At 39.8% G+C, this 15,598-nt stretch carries 14 protein-coding genes and 1 tRNA gene; 10 read left to right on the top strand and 5 right to left on the bottom strand.

Annotation, left to right across the window (positions count from 1 at the left end; all coding sequences use genetic code 11):
• Positions 1-26 precede the first annotated feature (26 nt).
• The 3 genes from KX581_RS04875 to KX581_RS04865 are packed head-to-tail and all read left to right on the top strand — an operon-like array spanning position 27 to position 3,160.
• Complete coding sequence (locus tag KX581_RS04875) at positions 27-1,505, top strand: DEAD/DEAH box helicase (RefSeq protein WP_231175737.1); 1,479 nt, start codon at positions 27-29, stop codon at positions 1,503-1,505.
• A gap of 20 nt (positions 1,506-1,525) precedes the next feature.
• A complete protein-coding gene (locus KX581_RS04870; protein ID WP_001121052.1) occupies positions 1,526-2,614 on the top strand; it encodes a prohibitin family protein in 1,089 nt (362 codons plus the stop codon).
• A 6-nt stretch (positions 2,615-2,620) separates the two neighbouring features.
• Positions 2,621-3,160 carry a DUF2393 domain-containing protein gene (locus tag KX581_RS04865; protein ID WP_180509837.1) on the top strand — a complete coding sequence of 180 codons (540 nt, stop codon included), beginning with the start codon at positions 2,621-2,623 and terminating at the stop codon, positions 3,158-3,160.
• 48 nt (positions 3,161-3,208) lie between these two features.
• Here the strand turns inward: KX581_RS04865 and KX581_RS04860 are convergent, their stop codons facing one another.
• From KX581_RS04860 to KX581_RS04850, 3 genes are all read right to left on the bottom strand, one after another.
• Positions 3,209-4,759 (bottom strand): dipeptide ABC transporter ATP-binding protein, encoded by a 1,551-nt coding sequence (locus KX581_RS04860; RefSeq protein ID WP_231175736.1) that lies wholly within the window; start codon positions 4,757-4,759, stop codon positions 3,209-3,211.
• A gap of 9 nt (positions 4,760-4,768) precedes the next feature.
• The gene (locus KX581_RS04855) at positions 4,769-5,791 is read right to left on the bottom strand and encodes an ABC transporter permease (protein WP_231175735.1); all 1,023 of its coding nucleotides are present in this window, start codon (positions 5,789-5,791) and stop codon (positions 4,769-4,771) included.
• A gap of 104 nt (positions 5,792-5,895) precedes the next feature.
• Positions 5,896-5,971 (bottom strand) — tRNA-Ala (locus KX581_RS04850).
• Positions 5,972-6,134: 163 nt separating this feature from the next.
• Between KX581_RS04850 and hopF the strand changes: the two genes are divergently transcribed.
• From hopF to xseA, 7 genes are all read left to right on the top strand, one after another.
• Positions 6,135-7,577 carry a Hop family outer membrane protein HopF gene (hopF, locus tag KX581_RS04845; protein ID WP_231175734.1) on the top strand — a complete coding sequence of 481 codons (1,443 nt, stop codon included), beginning with the start codon at positions 6,135-6,137 and terminating at the stop codon, positions 7,575-7,577.
• Between the two features lie 12 nt (positions 7,578-7,589).
• Entirely contained in the window at positions 7,590-9,008 is a 1,419-nt protein-coding gene (gene hopG / locus KX581_RS04840) for a Hop family outer membrane protein HopG (RefSeq protein WP_231175733.1), read from the top strand.
• A 98-nt stretch (positions 9,009-9,106) separates the two neighbouring features.
• Positions 9,107-10,342 (top strand): adenylosuccinate synthase, encoded by a 1,236-nt coding sequence (purA, locus tag KX581_RS04835; RefSeq protein ID WP_231175732.1) that lies wholly within the window; start codon positions 9,107-9,109, stop codon positions 10,340-10,342.
• Entirely contained in the window at positions 10,339-10,767 is a 429-nt protein-coding gene (locus tag KX581_RS04830; RefSeq protein ID WP_231175731.1) for a flagellar export protein FliJ, read from the top strand. Before purA ends, KX581_RS04830 begins: the two co-directional genes overlap by 4 nt.
• Positions 10,760-11,428 (top strand): MotE family protein, encoded by a 669-nt coding sequence (locus KX581_RS04825; protein ID WP_231175730.1) that lies wholly within the window; start codon positions 10,760-10,762, stop codon positions 11,426-11,428. The genes KX581_RS04830 and KX581_RS04825 overlap by 8 nt, the downstream gene beginning before the upstream one ends.
• Positions 11,425-12,480: an RIP metalloprotease RseP gene (gene rseP / locus KX581_RS04820; protein WP_231175729.1), complete on the top strand. Its 1,056-nt coding sequence runs from the start codon at positions 11,425-11,427 to the stop codon at positions 12,478-12,480. The genes KX581_RS04825 and rseP overlap by 4 nt, the downstream gene beginning before the upstream one ends.
• Before the next feature lie 12 nt (positions 12,481-12,492).
• Positions 12,493-13,755, top strand: coding sequence for an exodeoxyribonuclease VII large subunit (xseA, locus tag KX581_RS04815; RefSeq protein ID WP_231175728.1), 1,263 nt, complete (start codon positions 12,493-12,495; stop codon positions 13,753-13,755).
• A 35-nt stretch (positions 13,756-13,790) separates the two neighbouring features.
• On the opposite strand, the gene KX581_RS04810 is transcribed toward xseA, so the two are convergent.
• Complete coding sequence (locus KX581_RS04810) at positions 13,791-14,945, bottom strand: DNA methyltransferase (protein WP_120872221.1); 1,155 nt, start codon at positions 14,943-14,945, stop codon at positions 13,791-13,793.
• The gene (locus KX581_RS04805; RefSeq protein WP_180620590.1) at positions 14,938-15,552 is read right to left on the bottom strand and encodes a hypothetical protein; all 615 of its coding nucleotides are present in this window, start codon (positions 15,550-15,552) and stop codon (positions 14,938-14,940) included. The genes KX581_RS04810 and KX581_RS04805 overlap by 8 nt, the downstream gene beginning before the upstream one ends.
• Positions 15,553-15,598 lie beyond the last annotated feature (46 nt).

Genomic DNA, 15,598 nt, shown 5'->3' with positions numbered 1-15,598 from the left:
AAATTAAATTGAGGTATGAATCTCCCATGGAATTGAATCAACCACCACTCCCTACAGAAATTGATGATGACGCTTATCATAAGCCGAGTTTTAATGATTTGGGCTTAAAAGAATCGGTTTTAAAATCCGTTTATGAAGCTGGCTTCACTTCCCCAAGCCCCATTCAAGAAAAGGCCATTCCGGCTGTTTTGCAAGGCCGAGATGTCATCGCGCAAGCCCAAACAGGCACAGGAAAAACCGCCGCTTTCGCTCTGCCCATTATCAACAACCTTAAAAACAACCACACCATAGAGGCCTTAGTGATCACGCCCACCAGAGAATTAGCCATGCAAATTAGCGATGAGATTTTTAAATTGGGCAAACACACCAGGACTAAAACCGTGTGCGTGTATGGAGGCCAGAGCGTTAAAAAACAATGCGAATTCATTAAGAAAAACCCCCAAGTGATGATCGCCACACCAGGAAGACTGCTCGATCACTTAAAAAACGAACGCATCCATAAATTTGTGCCTAAAGTGGTCGTTTTAGATGAAAGCGATGAAATGCTGGATATGGGGTTTTTAGACGATATTGAAGAGATTTTTGACTACCTCCCTAGCGAAGCACAGATTTTGCTTTTTTCAGCCACGATGCCAGAGCCGATCAAAAGGCTAGCGGATAAGATTTTAGAAAACCCTATTAAAATCCATATCGCTCCTTCTAATATCACTAACACCGACATCACCCAACGCTTTTATGTGATCAACGAGCATGAGAGGGCTGAAGCTATCATGCGCCTTTTAGACACCCAAGCACCTGAAAAGAGCATCGTTTTCACGCGCACCAAAAAAGAAGCCGATGAATTGCACCAATTCCTTGCTTCTAAAAATTACAAAAGCACCGCCTTGCATGGGGATATGGATCAAAGGGATCGCCGCTATTCTATCATGGCGTTTAAAAAAAATGACGCTGATGTGTTGGTGGCTACAGATGTGGCGAGCCGTGGGCTAGATATTAGCGGTGTAAGCCATGTGTTTAATTACCACTTGCCCCTAAATACCGAGAGCTATATCCATCGCATTGGAAGAACCGGGCGAGCGGGCAAAAAAGGCATGGCGATCACTTTAGTAACCCCCTTAGAATACAAAGAGCTTTTACGCATGCAAAAAGAAATTGATTCAGAGATTGAACTTTTTGAAATCCCCACCATTAACGAAAATCAGATCATCAAAACCTTACATGACGCTAAAGTGTCTGAAGGGATCATCAGCCTTTATGAACAGCTTACCGAAATTTTTGAGCCGTCTCAATTGGTTTTAAAACTTTTGAGTTTGCAGTTTGAAACCAGCAAAATTGGCTTAAACCAGCAAGAAATTGATGCGATTCAAAACCCTAAAGAAAAAACGCCAAAACCCTCTAACAAAAAAACGCACCAGCATGAGCGAGCGCGTTCTTTTAAAAAGGGCCATTACAGAGAAAAAGGCTCTAAAACAAACCACCATTCTAAAAAACCCAAACGCCGTTAAAATATTTAAAAAGGAAATTCATGCCCATTGATTTGAACGAACATTTAAAAAAGAAAAATCCTCAAAGAGAAACCCCCACGCCTAATACGCCTAATAATGGGGGGCGTTTCATCCCGCCGTCTAACTCTTTTAATTCTAAAAAACTATCGGTTTTAATCGTCATTGTCCTTTTAGGCGTTATCGCTTTTTTAGCCAAGCCTTTTGAAGTGATTAGCTCAGGAGAAATTGGCATTAAAATTACCGCCGGGAAATACGAACCCACCCCCTTACAGCCAGGGATCCACTTTTTTGTGCCTATCATTCAAGACATCCTCATTGTAGATACAAGGATCAGAAATATCAATTTTTCACGCACTGAAGACATGGGCGTGGCGGGTAAAAACCAAGGGATTTTTAGAAACGATGCTATTAATGTGATGGATAGTAGGGGCTTGACCGTTTCTATTGAACTCACCGTGCAATACCGCCTAAACCCCCAAACCACCCCCCAAACGATCGCTACTTATGGCTTGTCTTGGGAGCAAAAGATCATCAACCCTGTGGTGCGCGATGTGGTGCGCTCTGTCGTGGGGCGCTATCCGGCTGAAGATTTACCCATTAAGCGCAATGAAATCGCCGCTCTTATTAATAGCGGTATCAATAAAGAAGTTTCTAAGCTCCCCAACACCCCTGTGGAATTAAGCTCTATCCAATTGAGAGAAATCGTCTTGCCCGCTAAGATTAAAGAGCAAATTGAAAAAGTCCAAATCGCGCGCCAAGAATCAGAAAGGGTGAAATACGAGGTGGAGCGCTCCAAGCAAGAAGCTCAAAAACAAGCCGCTTTGGCTAAAGGGGAAGCGGACGCTAACAGGATTAAGGCTCAGGGCGTGGCTGATGCGATAGTGATTGAGGCTAAGGCAAAATCTCAAGCTAATTTAAGCATTTCGCAAAGCTTGAGCGACAAGCTTTTAAGACTGCGCCAAATTGAAGTTCAAGGCCAGTTTAATGAAGCGTTAAAAACGAACAATAACGCTCAAATCATGCTCACTCCAGGCGGGGCTGTGCCTAATATTTGGATTGACACTAAAAGTAAGGTTAAATCTAGTATTGCCGAGACCAAAGAGCCTTAAAAACGCATGGCATCTCTTGCCTTTATCCAAGCTTTTTTGGAGTCTTTTAAGGGCTTTTTAAATCAAGCGACTTTAATTAGCGTTTTAATAGCGAGCGTTTTAATCCTTTTTTGCGCGATTTTGCTCCTTTTGGCTCTGCTTTTAAGAAACCGCTTAGCTAGCTATATGGCAACAACAGCTTTTTTGGGCGCGTTTTTAAGCATGCCTTTTGTTTTGAACATTTTACTCACTCAAGCGATTTACCCCATAGAAACACGCATTTTACACGCTAACCCTTTAAGTTATAGCAACGCCTTTTCTTTGCAAGTGGGAGTCAAAAACCATTCCAAATTCAGTCTAAACAAATGCGTTTTACGCCTAGAAGTCCTTAAAAACCCTCACAATTTTGTAGAAGAGCATGCGTTTAAATGGTTTGTCAAAAAAAGCTATGAAAAAATTTTTAAAGAAAAGATTTTGCCCAAAGAATCTAAGGTCTTTTCATTCTTTATTGACAACTACCCTTATTCAAAAACGGCCCCTTATCAAGTTTCTTTGTTTTGTTTATAGAAAAAAGCGATTAAAAACGCTTAAAGGCATGAATTTTAAAATAAAGCTTTAAAGCCTGGATTCTAACAAACGCTTCGTATAAGCGTGTTTAGGGTTGTCAAACACCTCTTCAATAGCGCCCATTTCTACGACTTCCCCCTCACTTATCACTAACACCTTATCGCAAAACGCTTTGATCACATCTAAATCATGGCTGATAAACAAATAGCTCAAATCCTGCTTTTCTTGTAAATCCAACAATAATTCCAACACGCTTTTTTGAATGCTTTTGTCTAAAGCAGAGGTTGGCTCATCTAAAAGAATGATTTTAGGTTTTAAGGCAATCGCTCTAGCGATCGCTACTCTTTGGCGTTCCCCTCCACTGAGCTCATAAGCGTAAAAGTTAAGCGATTCAGGGTTTAAACACACTTCTTCTAAACAAAGTTTTGCGAGATGGTGCCATTCTTCTTTGGAGGCTTTAGGGTAAGCAAAGCGCAAAGCTTCTGTTAAAATGCTTTGAATGCTTAAGCGAGGGTTTAATGAGGCGTAAGGGTCTTGAAACACCATTTGCAAAATCTTGCGGTAGGGTTTGAACGCCTTAGAATTTAAAGGCCCCACGCTTTGGCCTAAAATCTTTTCTTCCCCGCTGTTTAAAGCGAGTTTTAAAAGCCCCAACGCTAAAGAGCTTTTCCCGCTCCCGCTTTCGCCAATGATGCCGATGTTTTCTTTGGCTTTGAGGGAAAAATTGACTGATGCGATAAGGGGTTTTTTTAAAGAAGGCCTAAAAAAGCGTTTTTGCAAGTAATAAACGCTAAAATCTTTTACTTCTAAAAGCGTCTCATCCAGCGCTTTTAAATTTTTAGCGGGTAAGTTTGAAGCCTGAAGCAGGAGTTTTGAATATTCATGCTTGGGGTCATTAAAAAGCTCTTTAGTCAAATTGGTTTCTACTATCTCGCCTTTTTTTAGCACATAAACCCTATCAGCCAAGCGTTTGACCGCTTTTAAATCATGGCTAATGAATAAAAGGGCGATGTTTTTTTCTGTGCTCAATTGCTTGAGCAAGTCTAAAATCTGGTTTTGGATTTGTGCATCTAATGCGGTGGTAGGCTCATCGCAAATGAGCAGTTTGGGTGCATTAATAATGCCCATAGCGATACACACCCTTTGGCGTTGCCCTCCGCTCAATTCATAAGGGTAACGATCCAAAAATTTTTCGTCTAATTGGACTTGTTTCATGGCGTTTAAAACTTGTTCTTTAAGGAGCGTTTGAGAAGCGTTTTTATGGTGTAAAAAATAGGCTTCACTCATTTGTTTGCCGATTTTATGCAAGGGGTTTAGGCTGGATAAAGGGTCTTGAGCGATGTAAGCGATAATATTTCCCCTTAAATGCTGCATAAATTCTTCGCTTTCTTTTAAAAGGTTGGTTGTTTCAAACAGCACTTCGCCATTATGGGGCTTGAATCTAGGGTTTAAACGCATGATGAGATTAGCGATAGAGCTTTTCCCGCTCCCACTCTCGCCCACGATCGCCACCCTTTCGCTAGGATTTAACGAAATATTGATGTTTTGGAGCGAAAAATGCGCATTTAAAACGCAGTTTAAATTTTTGATTTCTAGCATGTAACCCCCTTATTTGAGCATGTTAGCGTTAAAAGCATCGCGCACCCCTTCGCCAATGAACACCAAAACAGAAAGCAACAAACTAATGGCTACAAACGCAACGATGGCTAAATGGGGCGTGGTGAGGTTGTCCTTGCCTTGATTGACCAATTCGCCCAAACTCGCGCTCCCTATAGGCATGCCAAAACCCAAGAAATCCAAAGACACTAAAGTAGAAATGCTAGCCGCCATTAAAAATGGCACATAAGTGATCGTCGCTACTAAAGCGTTGGGTAAAACATGGTAGAAAATGATTTTTAAATCATTCACCCCAAGCGCTCTAGCAGCTTTAGTGTAGTCCATGTTCCTTGCTTTTAAAAACTCCGTGCGCACGACTTGAGAAAGCCCCATCCAGCTAAAGAGCAAGACTAAAAATAAAATGATCCAGAAATTAGAATTAAACGCGCTGGAAATCACAATGAGTAAAAAAAGCATAGGGATCGCGCTCCAGATCTCGCTCAATCTTTGCCCCACTAAATCAATTAACCCTCCATAATACCCCTGAAACGCTCCCAAACTCACGCCAATAAGAACGCTAAAAAGGGTGAGTAAAATCCCAAACACTAACGAAACACGATAGCCATAAACCAGTCTGGCTAACACATCTCTGGCTTGATCGTCTGTGCCTAAAAGGTGTTTGAAGCTTGGGGGGGTGGGGGCAGGCGAGTCTAAATCCATAATGATCGTATCGTAGCTATAAGGGATGAGCGCATGGATAATGAAAGCGTCTTTTAAAAGCGTGTTTTTCACATAAGGATCGTTATAATCTGTGGGGGTGAAAAAATCGCCTCCAAACTCCACTTCCGCATAGTTTTTAAATATAGGGAAATACGCCTTATTGTCTTTATAGATGAATAAGGGGCGATCATTCACCCATAAGGGGGCTAAAAGAGAAAACGCTAATAAAGCGATAAAAAGATAGAGTGAAAACACCGCCCGCTTATTCTTTTTAAAACTAAGAATGCGCATTTTAAACAAACTGTTCACGCTCAAACTCCCTTGATGAAAAACAATTCCTAAGATTATAATTAATTATGGGTAATACTAGCAAGAAAATGGGTTTGATCCATAAAGAAAGAGAATAGGCGTAATAATAATGGTGGAGTGTAGGGGGTTCGAACCCCTGACCTCAACGCTGCCAGCGTTGCGCTCTCCCAACTGAGCTAACACCCCATAAAATTAAGCGATCATTATAACATTTTGCTTAAAAGATGTCAATTTGATGCTTTTTTGAAACGCTTAATAGCAAATTAAGAATGATTATCTTAAAATTAGGAAGTTTCTTTTTATGGATTAAGTAAAATCACTTATCAAAGCCAAAGCAAAAAGGATATTTTTGAAAAACCACTCCTTTAAAAAAACGATCGCTCTTTCCTTGCTAGCGAGCATGTCTTTGTGTAACGCTGAAGAAGATGGGGCGTTTTTTGTCATAGATTATCAAACGAGTTTGGCCAGACAGGAATTGAAAAATCCAGGCTTCACTCAAGCGCAAGAATTAAAGCAGTTGATTAGAGATGGGGCTGTGAGGTTGCAAACTTCTGCCATTCCCTTATCCTATTACTTGGATATTTTAGGGAATAAAACAAAAACTCTTTTGAGTGAAAGCATGAAAGGCAATGTGCAAGCATCACAGCAAAACGGACAATCACACCAAGCCTTAGCCAATTTAGAGCAATCTCTAGGGATTTTAGGAAAACTATTGGATCTATCCCAACAATACGCCAGTCAGAATGTCATTAAGCCTTTGGTGGTGGATGTGGGGAAAGAGCAAATCGGTATCACTGACAGCATGCTCTCAGTGGCTCAAAACATCGTTTTAGCTTTAGGGCAAGTGGATTTGAGCAAAATCCAACAAAATAATAACCAACAGCTATACGAAAACATTGTGAAAGTCATGCTTTTAGGCGCAGGCGGGACTAATGGAGCGTATAATGGCGTGAGTGTGGGCGATATTGCCACAGGCATGCAAAATTTTTCTTCGCAAACGGGCTTGATAGGGGCTAATTCTACGGTGAGCGAGATCAACGCTTTGATTAAGAGCGGGATTTCTTTAGATCGTGAGACTTTGGGGTTAGGGAGTTTTATTGAAAAAAATATCTGTAGCAGCGCATCGTCTTGTTTTAGCGGGAACCAGCTTATCTATAGAAAAGGGCTAGACAGAGTCATAGGCATCATCAATACGACCTTAAATCAGTTTGAATCTTCGGCTAGTTCTCTTTATAAGATTTCTTATATCCCTAACCTCTTTTCGCTCAGAGATTATCAGTCAGCGAGCATGAACGGCTTTGGGGCTAAGATGGGTTATAAACAATTTTTCACCCATAAGAAAAATATCGGCTTAAGGTATTATGGGTTTTTGGATTATGGCTATGCGAATTTTGGCGATACGAATTTAAAAGTGGGAGCGAATCTTGTTACTTATGGGGTAGGAACGGATTTTTTATACAATGTGTATGAACGCTCTAGAAGGAGGGAAAGGACTACAATCGGTCTTTTCTTTGGCGCTCAAATCGCAGGGCAAACTTGGAGCACTAATGTAACGAATTTATTGAGCGGACAAAGGCCTGATGTCAAGTCTAGTTCGTTCCAATTCTTGTTTGATTTGGGCGTGCGCACCAACTTTGCAAAAACCAATTTCAATAAGTACAAGCTAGACCAAGGGATAGAATTTGGGGTGAAAATCCCTGTTATCGCTCATAAATATTTCGCAACCCAAGGCTCAAGCGCAAGCTATATGAGGAATTTTAGCTTCTATGTGGGCTATTCAGTCGGTTTTTAAGGAAGGCTCTTGATGAAAAATACCAATACAAAAGAGATAAAGAATACAAGAATGAAAAAAGGTTATAGTCAATACCACGCACTCAAAAAAGGGCTTTTAAAAACCGCTCTGCTTTTTAGCCTTCCTTTAAGCATGGCGTTAGCTGAAGATAATGGCTTTTATATGGGAGTGGGCTATCAAATTGGCGGTGCGCAACAAAACATCAATAACAAAGGCAGCACTTTAAGGAATAATGTCATTGATGATTTCCGCCAAGTGGGCGTGGGTATGGCAGGGAGTAATGGGCTTTTAGCCTTAGCGACGAACACGACCATGGACGCTCTTTTGGGGATAGGCAATCAAATTGTTAATACTAATACAACTGTTGGCAACAACAACGCAGAATTAACCCAGTTTAAAAAAATACTCCCCCAAATTGAGCAACGCTTTGAAGCGAATAAAAACGCTTATAGCGTTCAAGCCTTGCAAGTGTATTTGAGTAATGTGCTTTATAACTTGGTTAATAATAGTAATAATGGCAGTAATAACGGAGTAGTTCCTGAATATGTAGGGATTATAAAAGTTCTCTATGGTTCTCAAAATGAATTCAGTCTTTTAGCCACGGAGAGCGTGGCGCTTTTAAACGCGCTTACAAGGGTGAATTTGGATAGTAATTCGGTGTTTTTAAAAGGGCTTTTAGCCCAAATGCAGCTTTTTAATGACACTTCTTCAGCAAAACTAGGTCAGATCGCAGAAAGCTTGAATAAGAGCGGTGGTGCAGGATCAATGCTCCAAAAGGATGTGAAAACCATCTCGGATCGAATCGCTACTTACCAAGAGAATCTAAAACAGCTAGGAGGAATGCTGAATCATTACGATGAGCCCTACTTGCCCCAATTTGGGCCAGGCAAAAGTTCTCAGCATGGGGTTATTAATGGCTTTGGCATTCAAATGGGTTATAAGCAATTTTTTGGGAGAAAGAGGAATATAGGCTTACGATATTACGCTTTCTTTGATTATGGCTTTACGCAATTGGGCAGTCTTAGCAGCGCTGTTAAAGCGAATATCTTTACTTATGGTGTTGGCACAGACTTTTTATGGAATATCTTCAGGAGGGTTTTTAGCGATCAGTCCTTGAATGTGGGGGTGTTTGGAGGCATTCAAATAGCGGGCAACACTTGGGATAGCTCTTTAAGAGGTCAAATTGAAAACTCGTTTAAAGAATACCCCACTCCCACGAATTTCCAATTTTTATTCAATTTGGGCTTAAGGGCTCATTTCGCCAGCACCATGCACCGCCGGTTTTTGAGCGCGTCTCAAAGCATTCAGCATGGGATGGAATTTGGCGTGAAAATCCCAGCTATCAATCAAAGGTATTTGAGAGCGAATGGGGCTGATGTGGATTACAGGCGTTTGTATGCGTTCTATATCAATTACACGATAGGTTTTTAAGCTCTTTTTAGGGCTTATAAAGAGGCTCTTTACTTTTTTTTGGTATTCTAACAAGCTTTTAAACAATCCAATCTACTTTGTTTTAAGGATAATATTTTATGGCAGATGTCGTTGTGGGGATCCAGTGGGGAGATGAGGGGAAGGGAAAAATTGTTGATAGGATCGCTAAAGATTATGACTTTGTGGTGCGCTATCAAGGTGGGCATAATGCCGGGCATACCATTGTGCATAAGGGGGTTAAGCATTCTTTGCATTTAATGCCCTCAGGGGTTTTATACCCCAAATGCAAGAACATCATTTCTAGCGCGGTGGTCGTGAGCATTAAGGATTTGTGCGAAGAAATCAGCGCGTTTGAGGATTTAGAAAATCGTTTGTTTATCAGCGACAGAGCCCATGTGATCTTGCCTTATCATGCCAAAAAAGACGCTTTTAAAGAACAATCTCAAAACATCGGCACGACTAAAAAAGGCATAGGCCCTTGCTATGAGGATAAAATGGCGAGGAGCGGGATAAGAATGGGGGATTTATTAGACGATAAGATCTTAGAAGAAAGGCTAAACGCTCATTTCAAAGCCATTGAGCCTTTTAAGGAAGCGTATGATTTGAGCAAGAATTACGAAAAAGATTTGAGAGAGTATTTTAAAACTTACACTCCAAAAATCTGCCCCTTTATCAAAGACACGACAAGCATGCTGATAGAAGCGAACCAAAAGGGTGAAAAAATCCTACTAGAAGGGGCGCAAGGCACGCTTTTAGACATTGATTTAGGGACTTACCCTTTTGTAACAAGCTCTAACACCACGAGCGCTAGCGCATGCGTGAGCACCGGCTTAAACCCTAAAGCGATCAATGAAGTGATAGGCATCACGAAAGCCTATTCCACTCGTGTGGGTAATGGGCCTTTCCCTAGCGAAGACACTACACCCATGGGCGATCATTTAAGGACTAAGGGTGCGGAGTTTGGCACGACAACCAAGCGCCCAAGGCGTTGCGGATGGCTGGATTTGGTGGCTTTAAAATACGCTTGCGCTTTGAATGGTTGCACGCAATTGGCTTTAATGAAATTAGATGTTTTAGACGGGATTGATGCGATTAAGGTGTGCGTGGCTTATGAAAGAAAGGGCGAAAGATTAGAGGCTTTCCCTAGCGATTTGAAAGATTGCACGCCGATCTATCAAACTTTTAAAGGTTGGGAAAAAAGCGTGGGCGTGAGAAAATTAGACGATTTAGAGCCAAACGCTAGAGAGTATATCCGCTTTATTGAAAAAGAAGTGGGGGTAAAAATCCGCCTTATTTCTACAAGCCCTGAAAGAGAAGACACGATTTTTCTATGAAAAAATTCGCTTCTGTATGGGTGCAATTAAAAACCCTTGCGTTAGAAAAAATAGAACAAAAGCTTGAAAGCAAGCGTTTAGAATGGCGGCAAAATGAGCGAGAAATTTTGGACAAACAAGCCCAACTGAGCGCGTTTAAAAACCCTGAATTGGGGGGAATGAGCCTTTTTTTACAAACCCAGCAATTAAAAAGCGCTCTAAGAATGGAGATAGAATGTTACCAACAACAGGGCGAGAATTTAATTAAGGATTTAAAAATTTTAGAAAAAGATTGTCTTTTGGCTAACCAAGAATTAGAAAAAGCTAAAATCATTTTAGAAAATGAAAAGCGAAAAGAAAAGGAAATTTTGGAAAAAAAAGAGCAGGCTCTTTTAGACGAAAACGCCATGATTTTACACTGGCAAAAAGAAGGCTTGCATGCGTAAAATCTTGTTAATGGGCTTGATTTTACAAGCGCTCTTTAGCGAAGAAGCCGCGCAAGAATTGTTGCAATGCTCTGCGATTTTTGAATCCAAAAAAGCCGAATTGAAAGACGATTTGCGCCGATTGAGCGAAAAAGAGCAGTCTTTAAGGATCTTGCAAACCGAAAACGCCCGCCTTTTAGATGAAAAAACCGATTTGTTGAACCAAAAAGAAAAAGAAGTGGAAGAAAAACTGAAAAATTTAGCCGCTAAAGAAGAAGCCTTTAAAACCTTACAAACGGAAGAAAAAAAACGCCTTAAAAATTTGATAGAAGAAAACGAAGGCATTTTGAGAGGAATCAAGCAGGCTAAAGACAGCAAGATTGGCGAGACTTATTCTAAAATGAAAGATTCTAAGTCCGCCTTGATTTTAGAAAATTTACCCACTCAAAACGCCTTAGAAATTTTAATGGCGCTAAAACCCCAAGAACTCGGTAAAATTTTAGCCAAAATGGATCCTAAAAAAGCGGCGGCTTTGACAGAGTTGTGGCAAAAACCCCCAAAAGAAAATAAAGAAAGCCAAAAAACCATACCACCCATGCCTCCTATAGCGCCCACGCCTTTAAAAGAGCCGAAAGAGCCGATGATAAAAGATTCTAACACCAAAGAGCCTGCAGGGGTATGATGTTCATTGTAGCGGTTTTAATGCTGGCGTTTTTAATCTTTGTCCATGAATTAGGGCATTTCACTATCGCTAGGATTTGTGGGGTGAAGGCAGAAGTCTTTAGCATTGGTTTTGGTAAAAAACTCTGTTTTTTTAAGCTTTTTGGCACGCAATTCGCTTTGTCTTTGATCCCGCTTGGGGGCTATGTGAAATTAAAGGGCATGGATAAAGAAGAAAATAAAACGAATGAAACCCATCAAGCGAATGACAGCTACGCACAAAAAAGCCCTTTCCAAAAGCTATGGATATTGTTTGGGGGGGCGTTTTTTAATTTTCTTTTTGCGATTTTAGTGTATTTTTTTCTGGCATTGAGCGGGGAAAAAGTCTTACTGCCCATCATTGGCGATTTAGAGAGTAACGCGCTAGAAGCTGGGCTGTTAAAAGGGGATAAAATCCTTTCTATCAACCACAAAAAAATAGCGAGTTTTAGAGAGATTAGAAGCGTAGTGGCGCGTGCTAGAGGCGAGTTGGTTTTAGAAATAGAGCGAAACCATCAGATTTTAGAAAAACGGCTGACCCCCAAAATCGTAGCGATAATAAGCGATTCTAACGATCCTAATGAAATGATCCGGTATAAAGCGATAGGTATCAAGCCGGACATGCAAAAAACAGGCGTTGTCTCTTATTCCTTAATTCAGGCGTTCAAGCAGGCCTTGAGTCGGTTTAAAGAGGGCGTTGTTTTGATTGGGGATTCTTTAAGGCGTTTGATTATGGGGAGCGCTTCAGTTAAGGAATTGAGTGGGGTAATAGGCATTGTGGGAGCGTTAAGCCATGCCAATAGCGTGAGCATGCTTTTGCTGTTTGGGGCGTTTTTGTCTATCAATCTAGGGATTTTAAATTTACTACCCATTCCAGCCTTAGATGGGGCGCAAATGCTAGGGGTCGTTTTTAAAAATATTTTTCATATCGCTTTGCCAACGCCCATACAAAATGCGTTGTGGCTAGCGGGGGTGGGGTTTTTGGTTTTTATCATGTTTTTAGGGCTTTTCAATGACATCACTCGTTTGCTATAAAAGGGGGAGTTGATGCATGTATTGAGCGTGAGCGAAATCAATGCGCAAATCAAAGCCCTTTTAGAAGCGACTTTTTTGCAAGTTAGGGTTCAAGGGGAAGTGAGTAATTTGACTATCCATAAGGTGAGCGGCCATGCGTATTTTTCGCTCAAAGACAGCCAGTCGGTTATTAAATGCGTGCTGTTTAAAGGGAACGCTAACAGGCTTAAATTCGCTTTAAAAGAAGGGCAGGAAGTGGTTGTTTTTGGGGGTGTTAGCGTGTATGCTCCAAGGGGGGATTATCAAATCAATTGCTTTGAAATAGAGCCTAAAGATATAGGTTCATTAACCCTAGCTTTAGAGCAATTGAAAGAAAAATTACGCCTTAAAGGCTATTTTGATAAAGAAAATAAATTACCCAAACCGCATTTTCCTAAACGAGTGGCAGTCATCACTTCTCAAAATTCAGCCGCTTGGGCGGACATGCAAAAGATCGCTTCCAAACGATGGCCGATGTGCGAATTGGTTTGCATCAATGCGTTAATGCAAGGGGAGGGCTGCGTTCAAAGCGTGGTGGAGAGCATCGCTTATGCGGATAGCTTTCATGGCACAAAAAACGCTTTTGATGCGATTGTAATGGCTAGGGGTGGGGGGAGCATGGAGGATTTGTATTCTTTCAATGATGAGAAAATCGCTGATGCACTGCATTTGGCTAAAACTTTCAGCATATCAGCTATCGGGCATGAGAGCGATTTTTTATTGAGCGATTTAGTGGCGGATTTAAGGGCTTCTACGCCTTCAAACGCGATGGAAATCTTACTCCCTAGCAGCGATGAATGGTTGCAAAAACTTGATGGGTTTAATGTGAAATTGCACCGCTCGTTTAAAATTTTGCTCCATCAAAAAAAGGCGCATTTAGAGCATTTAGCGGATTTTTTAAAACGATTGAGTTTTGAAAACAAGCACCATTTAAACGCTTTAAAGCTAGAGAAACTAACAATCGCTTTAGAAAATAAAACCTTAGAATTTTTACGCTTTAAAAAAACGCTTTTAGAAAAAATCTCTATTCAAGCATTGACAAGCTCTTTTTTACAAACTAAAACAGAGCGATTGAACAGGCTAGAAAACGCCCTTAAACTCGCTCATGCCAATTTGAAATTACCCCAATTCGGGGTGTTGGTGAGCAAAAACCATCAAGCGGTAGAATTAGAGGCATTAAAAAGGGGCGATAAAATTGAATTAAATAATGAAAAAGCCAGAGCGAGCGCTGAAATTTTGAGCGTGGATAGGGTGTAGGGGTTTGAAAAATAATATTTAAAACGCTATTTGTTTTATCTTAAAATTTCGTATTCATGGCTTTTGATGATCTTTTCTAAACGCAATAGCATGATGTTTGGAATCGTGTTTTGGTACCCCTTGTTTTTTAAAATGCTAACAGCTTGCGGGTTATTTTTAATTTTTTCTTCTTTTTGGCACAAATAAAAAGACCAATTCAAATAATAATCCTTATTAACTTCTATAACCGCTTGCGCTGTTGTCCCACTGCCTGCAAAAAAATCTAAAATAATAGAATCTTTAGGGGTGGAGCATAATAATAAATATTTAATCAATGCTACAGGTTTTGGCGTCTTAAAAAGCCCTTTTAAGCCTAATTTTTCTAAATCTTTTGTGCCTTGTCGGCTATAAAAATCTAACACGCTCAAACAATTATCTTGTGATTCTTTTAGGTAATATTTTTCATAAGGGCGATTATTCTTAAAAATAAGTCTATTTTGATAATATAAATCCTTAAGCTTTTCATCGCTGCTCCACCCTCTGCTTTTTAAGGGTTCTAAAAAAAGATTGATTTCTTCTATCGCTACACTGCGTGGGTTTGAAGGCGTGGATAAATCTTTAGCGAAATAAATCTCACCTTTTTCATCCACTAAATTATAATTTTTTAAAAAATTAAAATGTTCTTTTTGGGATAATTCTTTGATTTGTTCTTTTAAGATAAGTTGGGCTTGAGCTTGTCCTTTTTGTTTAAAAACATTCTTAATCGTTCGCATTAAATCTTTCAATGGTTTAGCATAAATGGGCAAAAGCGTTCGTAAGATTTTAAAACCAGGAGCGAACGCTTTATTTTTGGCGTAGCTTAAAACATACTCATGGGTAATATTGATGTGTTTAGCGTTAGACCTTGTGGCTTGTTTAGTGATAAAAGTGCCTAAAAAATTGCGCGTTCCAAAAATCTCATTGGCAATGATTTTAACTTCAGCCATTTTATTATCATCTATAGAAATAAAAATACAACCGCTTTGTTTTAACACAGCCTTCGCTAAAATCAAATGTTCTTTGATCCATTTTTCATAGTCAGCATGAGCGTCTTCATATTCAAAGTTAGAACTCTTAGTGTTATAAGGGGGGTCTATATAGATGGTTTGGATGCTTTCTTTTTCTATCCTTTTCAAACACTCCAAAGCTTCCATGATAAAAACTTTATGCAAGATGGTTTTCCCAAGAAAAACGACCAAATTTAAGATTAAAAAGATTGATAAGCTCTTGTTCTTTTGAATCAATGGGTTTTATTTTAAAACCAAATTCTTTGATTAATTTACTAATTCCTATCGTTTGAGTTGAACGCCTGCTCTCATTATGACACTCTTTTACTTTTTGTTCTAAATACAAGCCCATTTCAGGGTGCTTCCCATAAACAATAAATAAAAGATTAGAAATATTATTCCAAACGCCCACGGCTAAAGTCGTTTTAATATCGCAAAAAACTTTGGCTTTTTCTAAAGTGGTGTCATTAAAAGTCGCGCTCCAAGTTTTACTTTGAAAAGATACTTGTTTGATTTCTAAAAATTCATCGCTTGAACTTCTTTTAGCATCAAGGCCATGCTTTTGGGTATTGATGAGCTCATAATCTAAATATAAAGCCACCATACTGTCTCTCAATTCATTCAAAAATGAATCGTTGTCATGTTTATTGTATTTATTTTGAATTTCTTCAATCGGCTTTAGTGCTTGATAGCTTTCTGTAATGAAGTTTCTGTCAATGGGTTCAAAGTGCCCTTTATTAAAAAATCCCAAAGATTGATTTAAAAATCGCATATCTAGTAGCCCTTTGATTAAATTCTTTCAATATTATTTTAGTGAA

The organism is Helicobacter pylori (genome assembly GCF_021062735.1).
Classification (GTDB): Bacteria; Campylobacterota; Campylobacteria; order Campylobacterales; family Helicobacteraceae; genus Helicobacter; species Helicobacter pylori_DN.
Note: the sequence above shows the minus strand (reverse complement) of the source record. Positions and strands in the feature narration are given on the sequence as shown.

Coding starts and splice junctions, on each gene's coding strand:
- KX581_RS04870 (WP_001121052.1), top strand. CDS start 1,526: ATGCCCATTGATTTGAACGAACATTTAAAAAAGAAAAATCCTCAAAGA.
- purA (WP_231175732.1), top strand. CDS start 9,107: ATGGCAGATGTCGTTGTGGGGATCCAGTGGGGAGATGAGGGGAAGGGA.
- KX581_RS04865 (WP_180509837.1), top strand. CDS start 2,621: ATGGCATCTCTTGCCTTTATCCAAGCTTTTTTGGAGTCTTTTAAGGGC.
- xseA (WP_231175728.1), top strand. CDS start 12,493: ATGCATGTATTGAGCGTGAGCGAAATCAATGCGCAAATCAAAGCCCTT.
- rseP (WP_231175729.1), top strand. CDS start 11,425: ATGATGTTCATTGTAGCGGTTTTAATGCTGGCGTTTTTAATCTTTGTC.
- KX581_RS04825 (WP_231175730.1), top strand. CDS start 10,760: ATGCGTAAAATCTTGTTAATGGGCTTGATTTTACAAGCGCTCTTTAGC.
- KX581_RS04805 (WP_180620590.1), bottom strand. CDS start 15,552: ATGCGATTTTTAAATCAATCTTTGGGATTTTTTAATAAAGGGCACTTT.
- KX581_RS04830 (WP_231175731.1), top strand. CDS start 10,339: ATGAAAAAATTCGCTTCTGTATGGGTGCAATTAAAAACCCTTGCGTTA.
- KX581_RS04875 (WP_231175737.1), top strand. CDS start 27: ATGGAATTGAATCAACCACCACTCCCTACAGAAATTGATGATGACGCT.
- KX581_RS04860 (WP_231175736.1), bottom strand. CDS start 4,759: ATGCTAGAAATCAAAAATTTAAACTGCGTTTTAAATGCGCATTTTTCG.
- hopG (WP_231175733.1), top strand. CDS start 7,590: ATGAAAAATACCAATACAAAAGAGATAAAGAATACAAGAATGAAAAAA.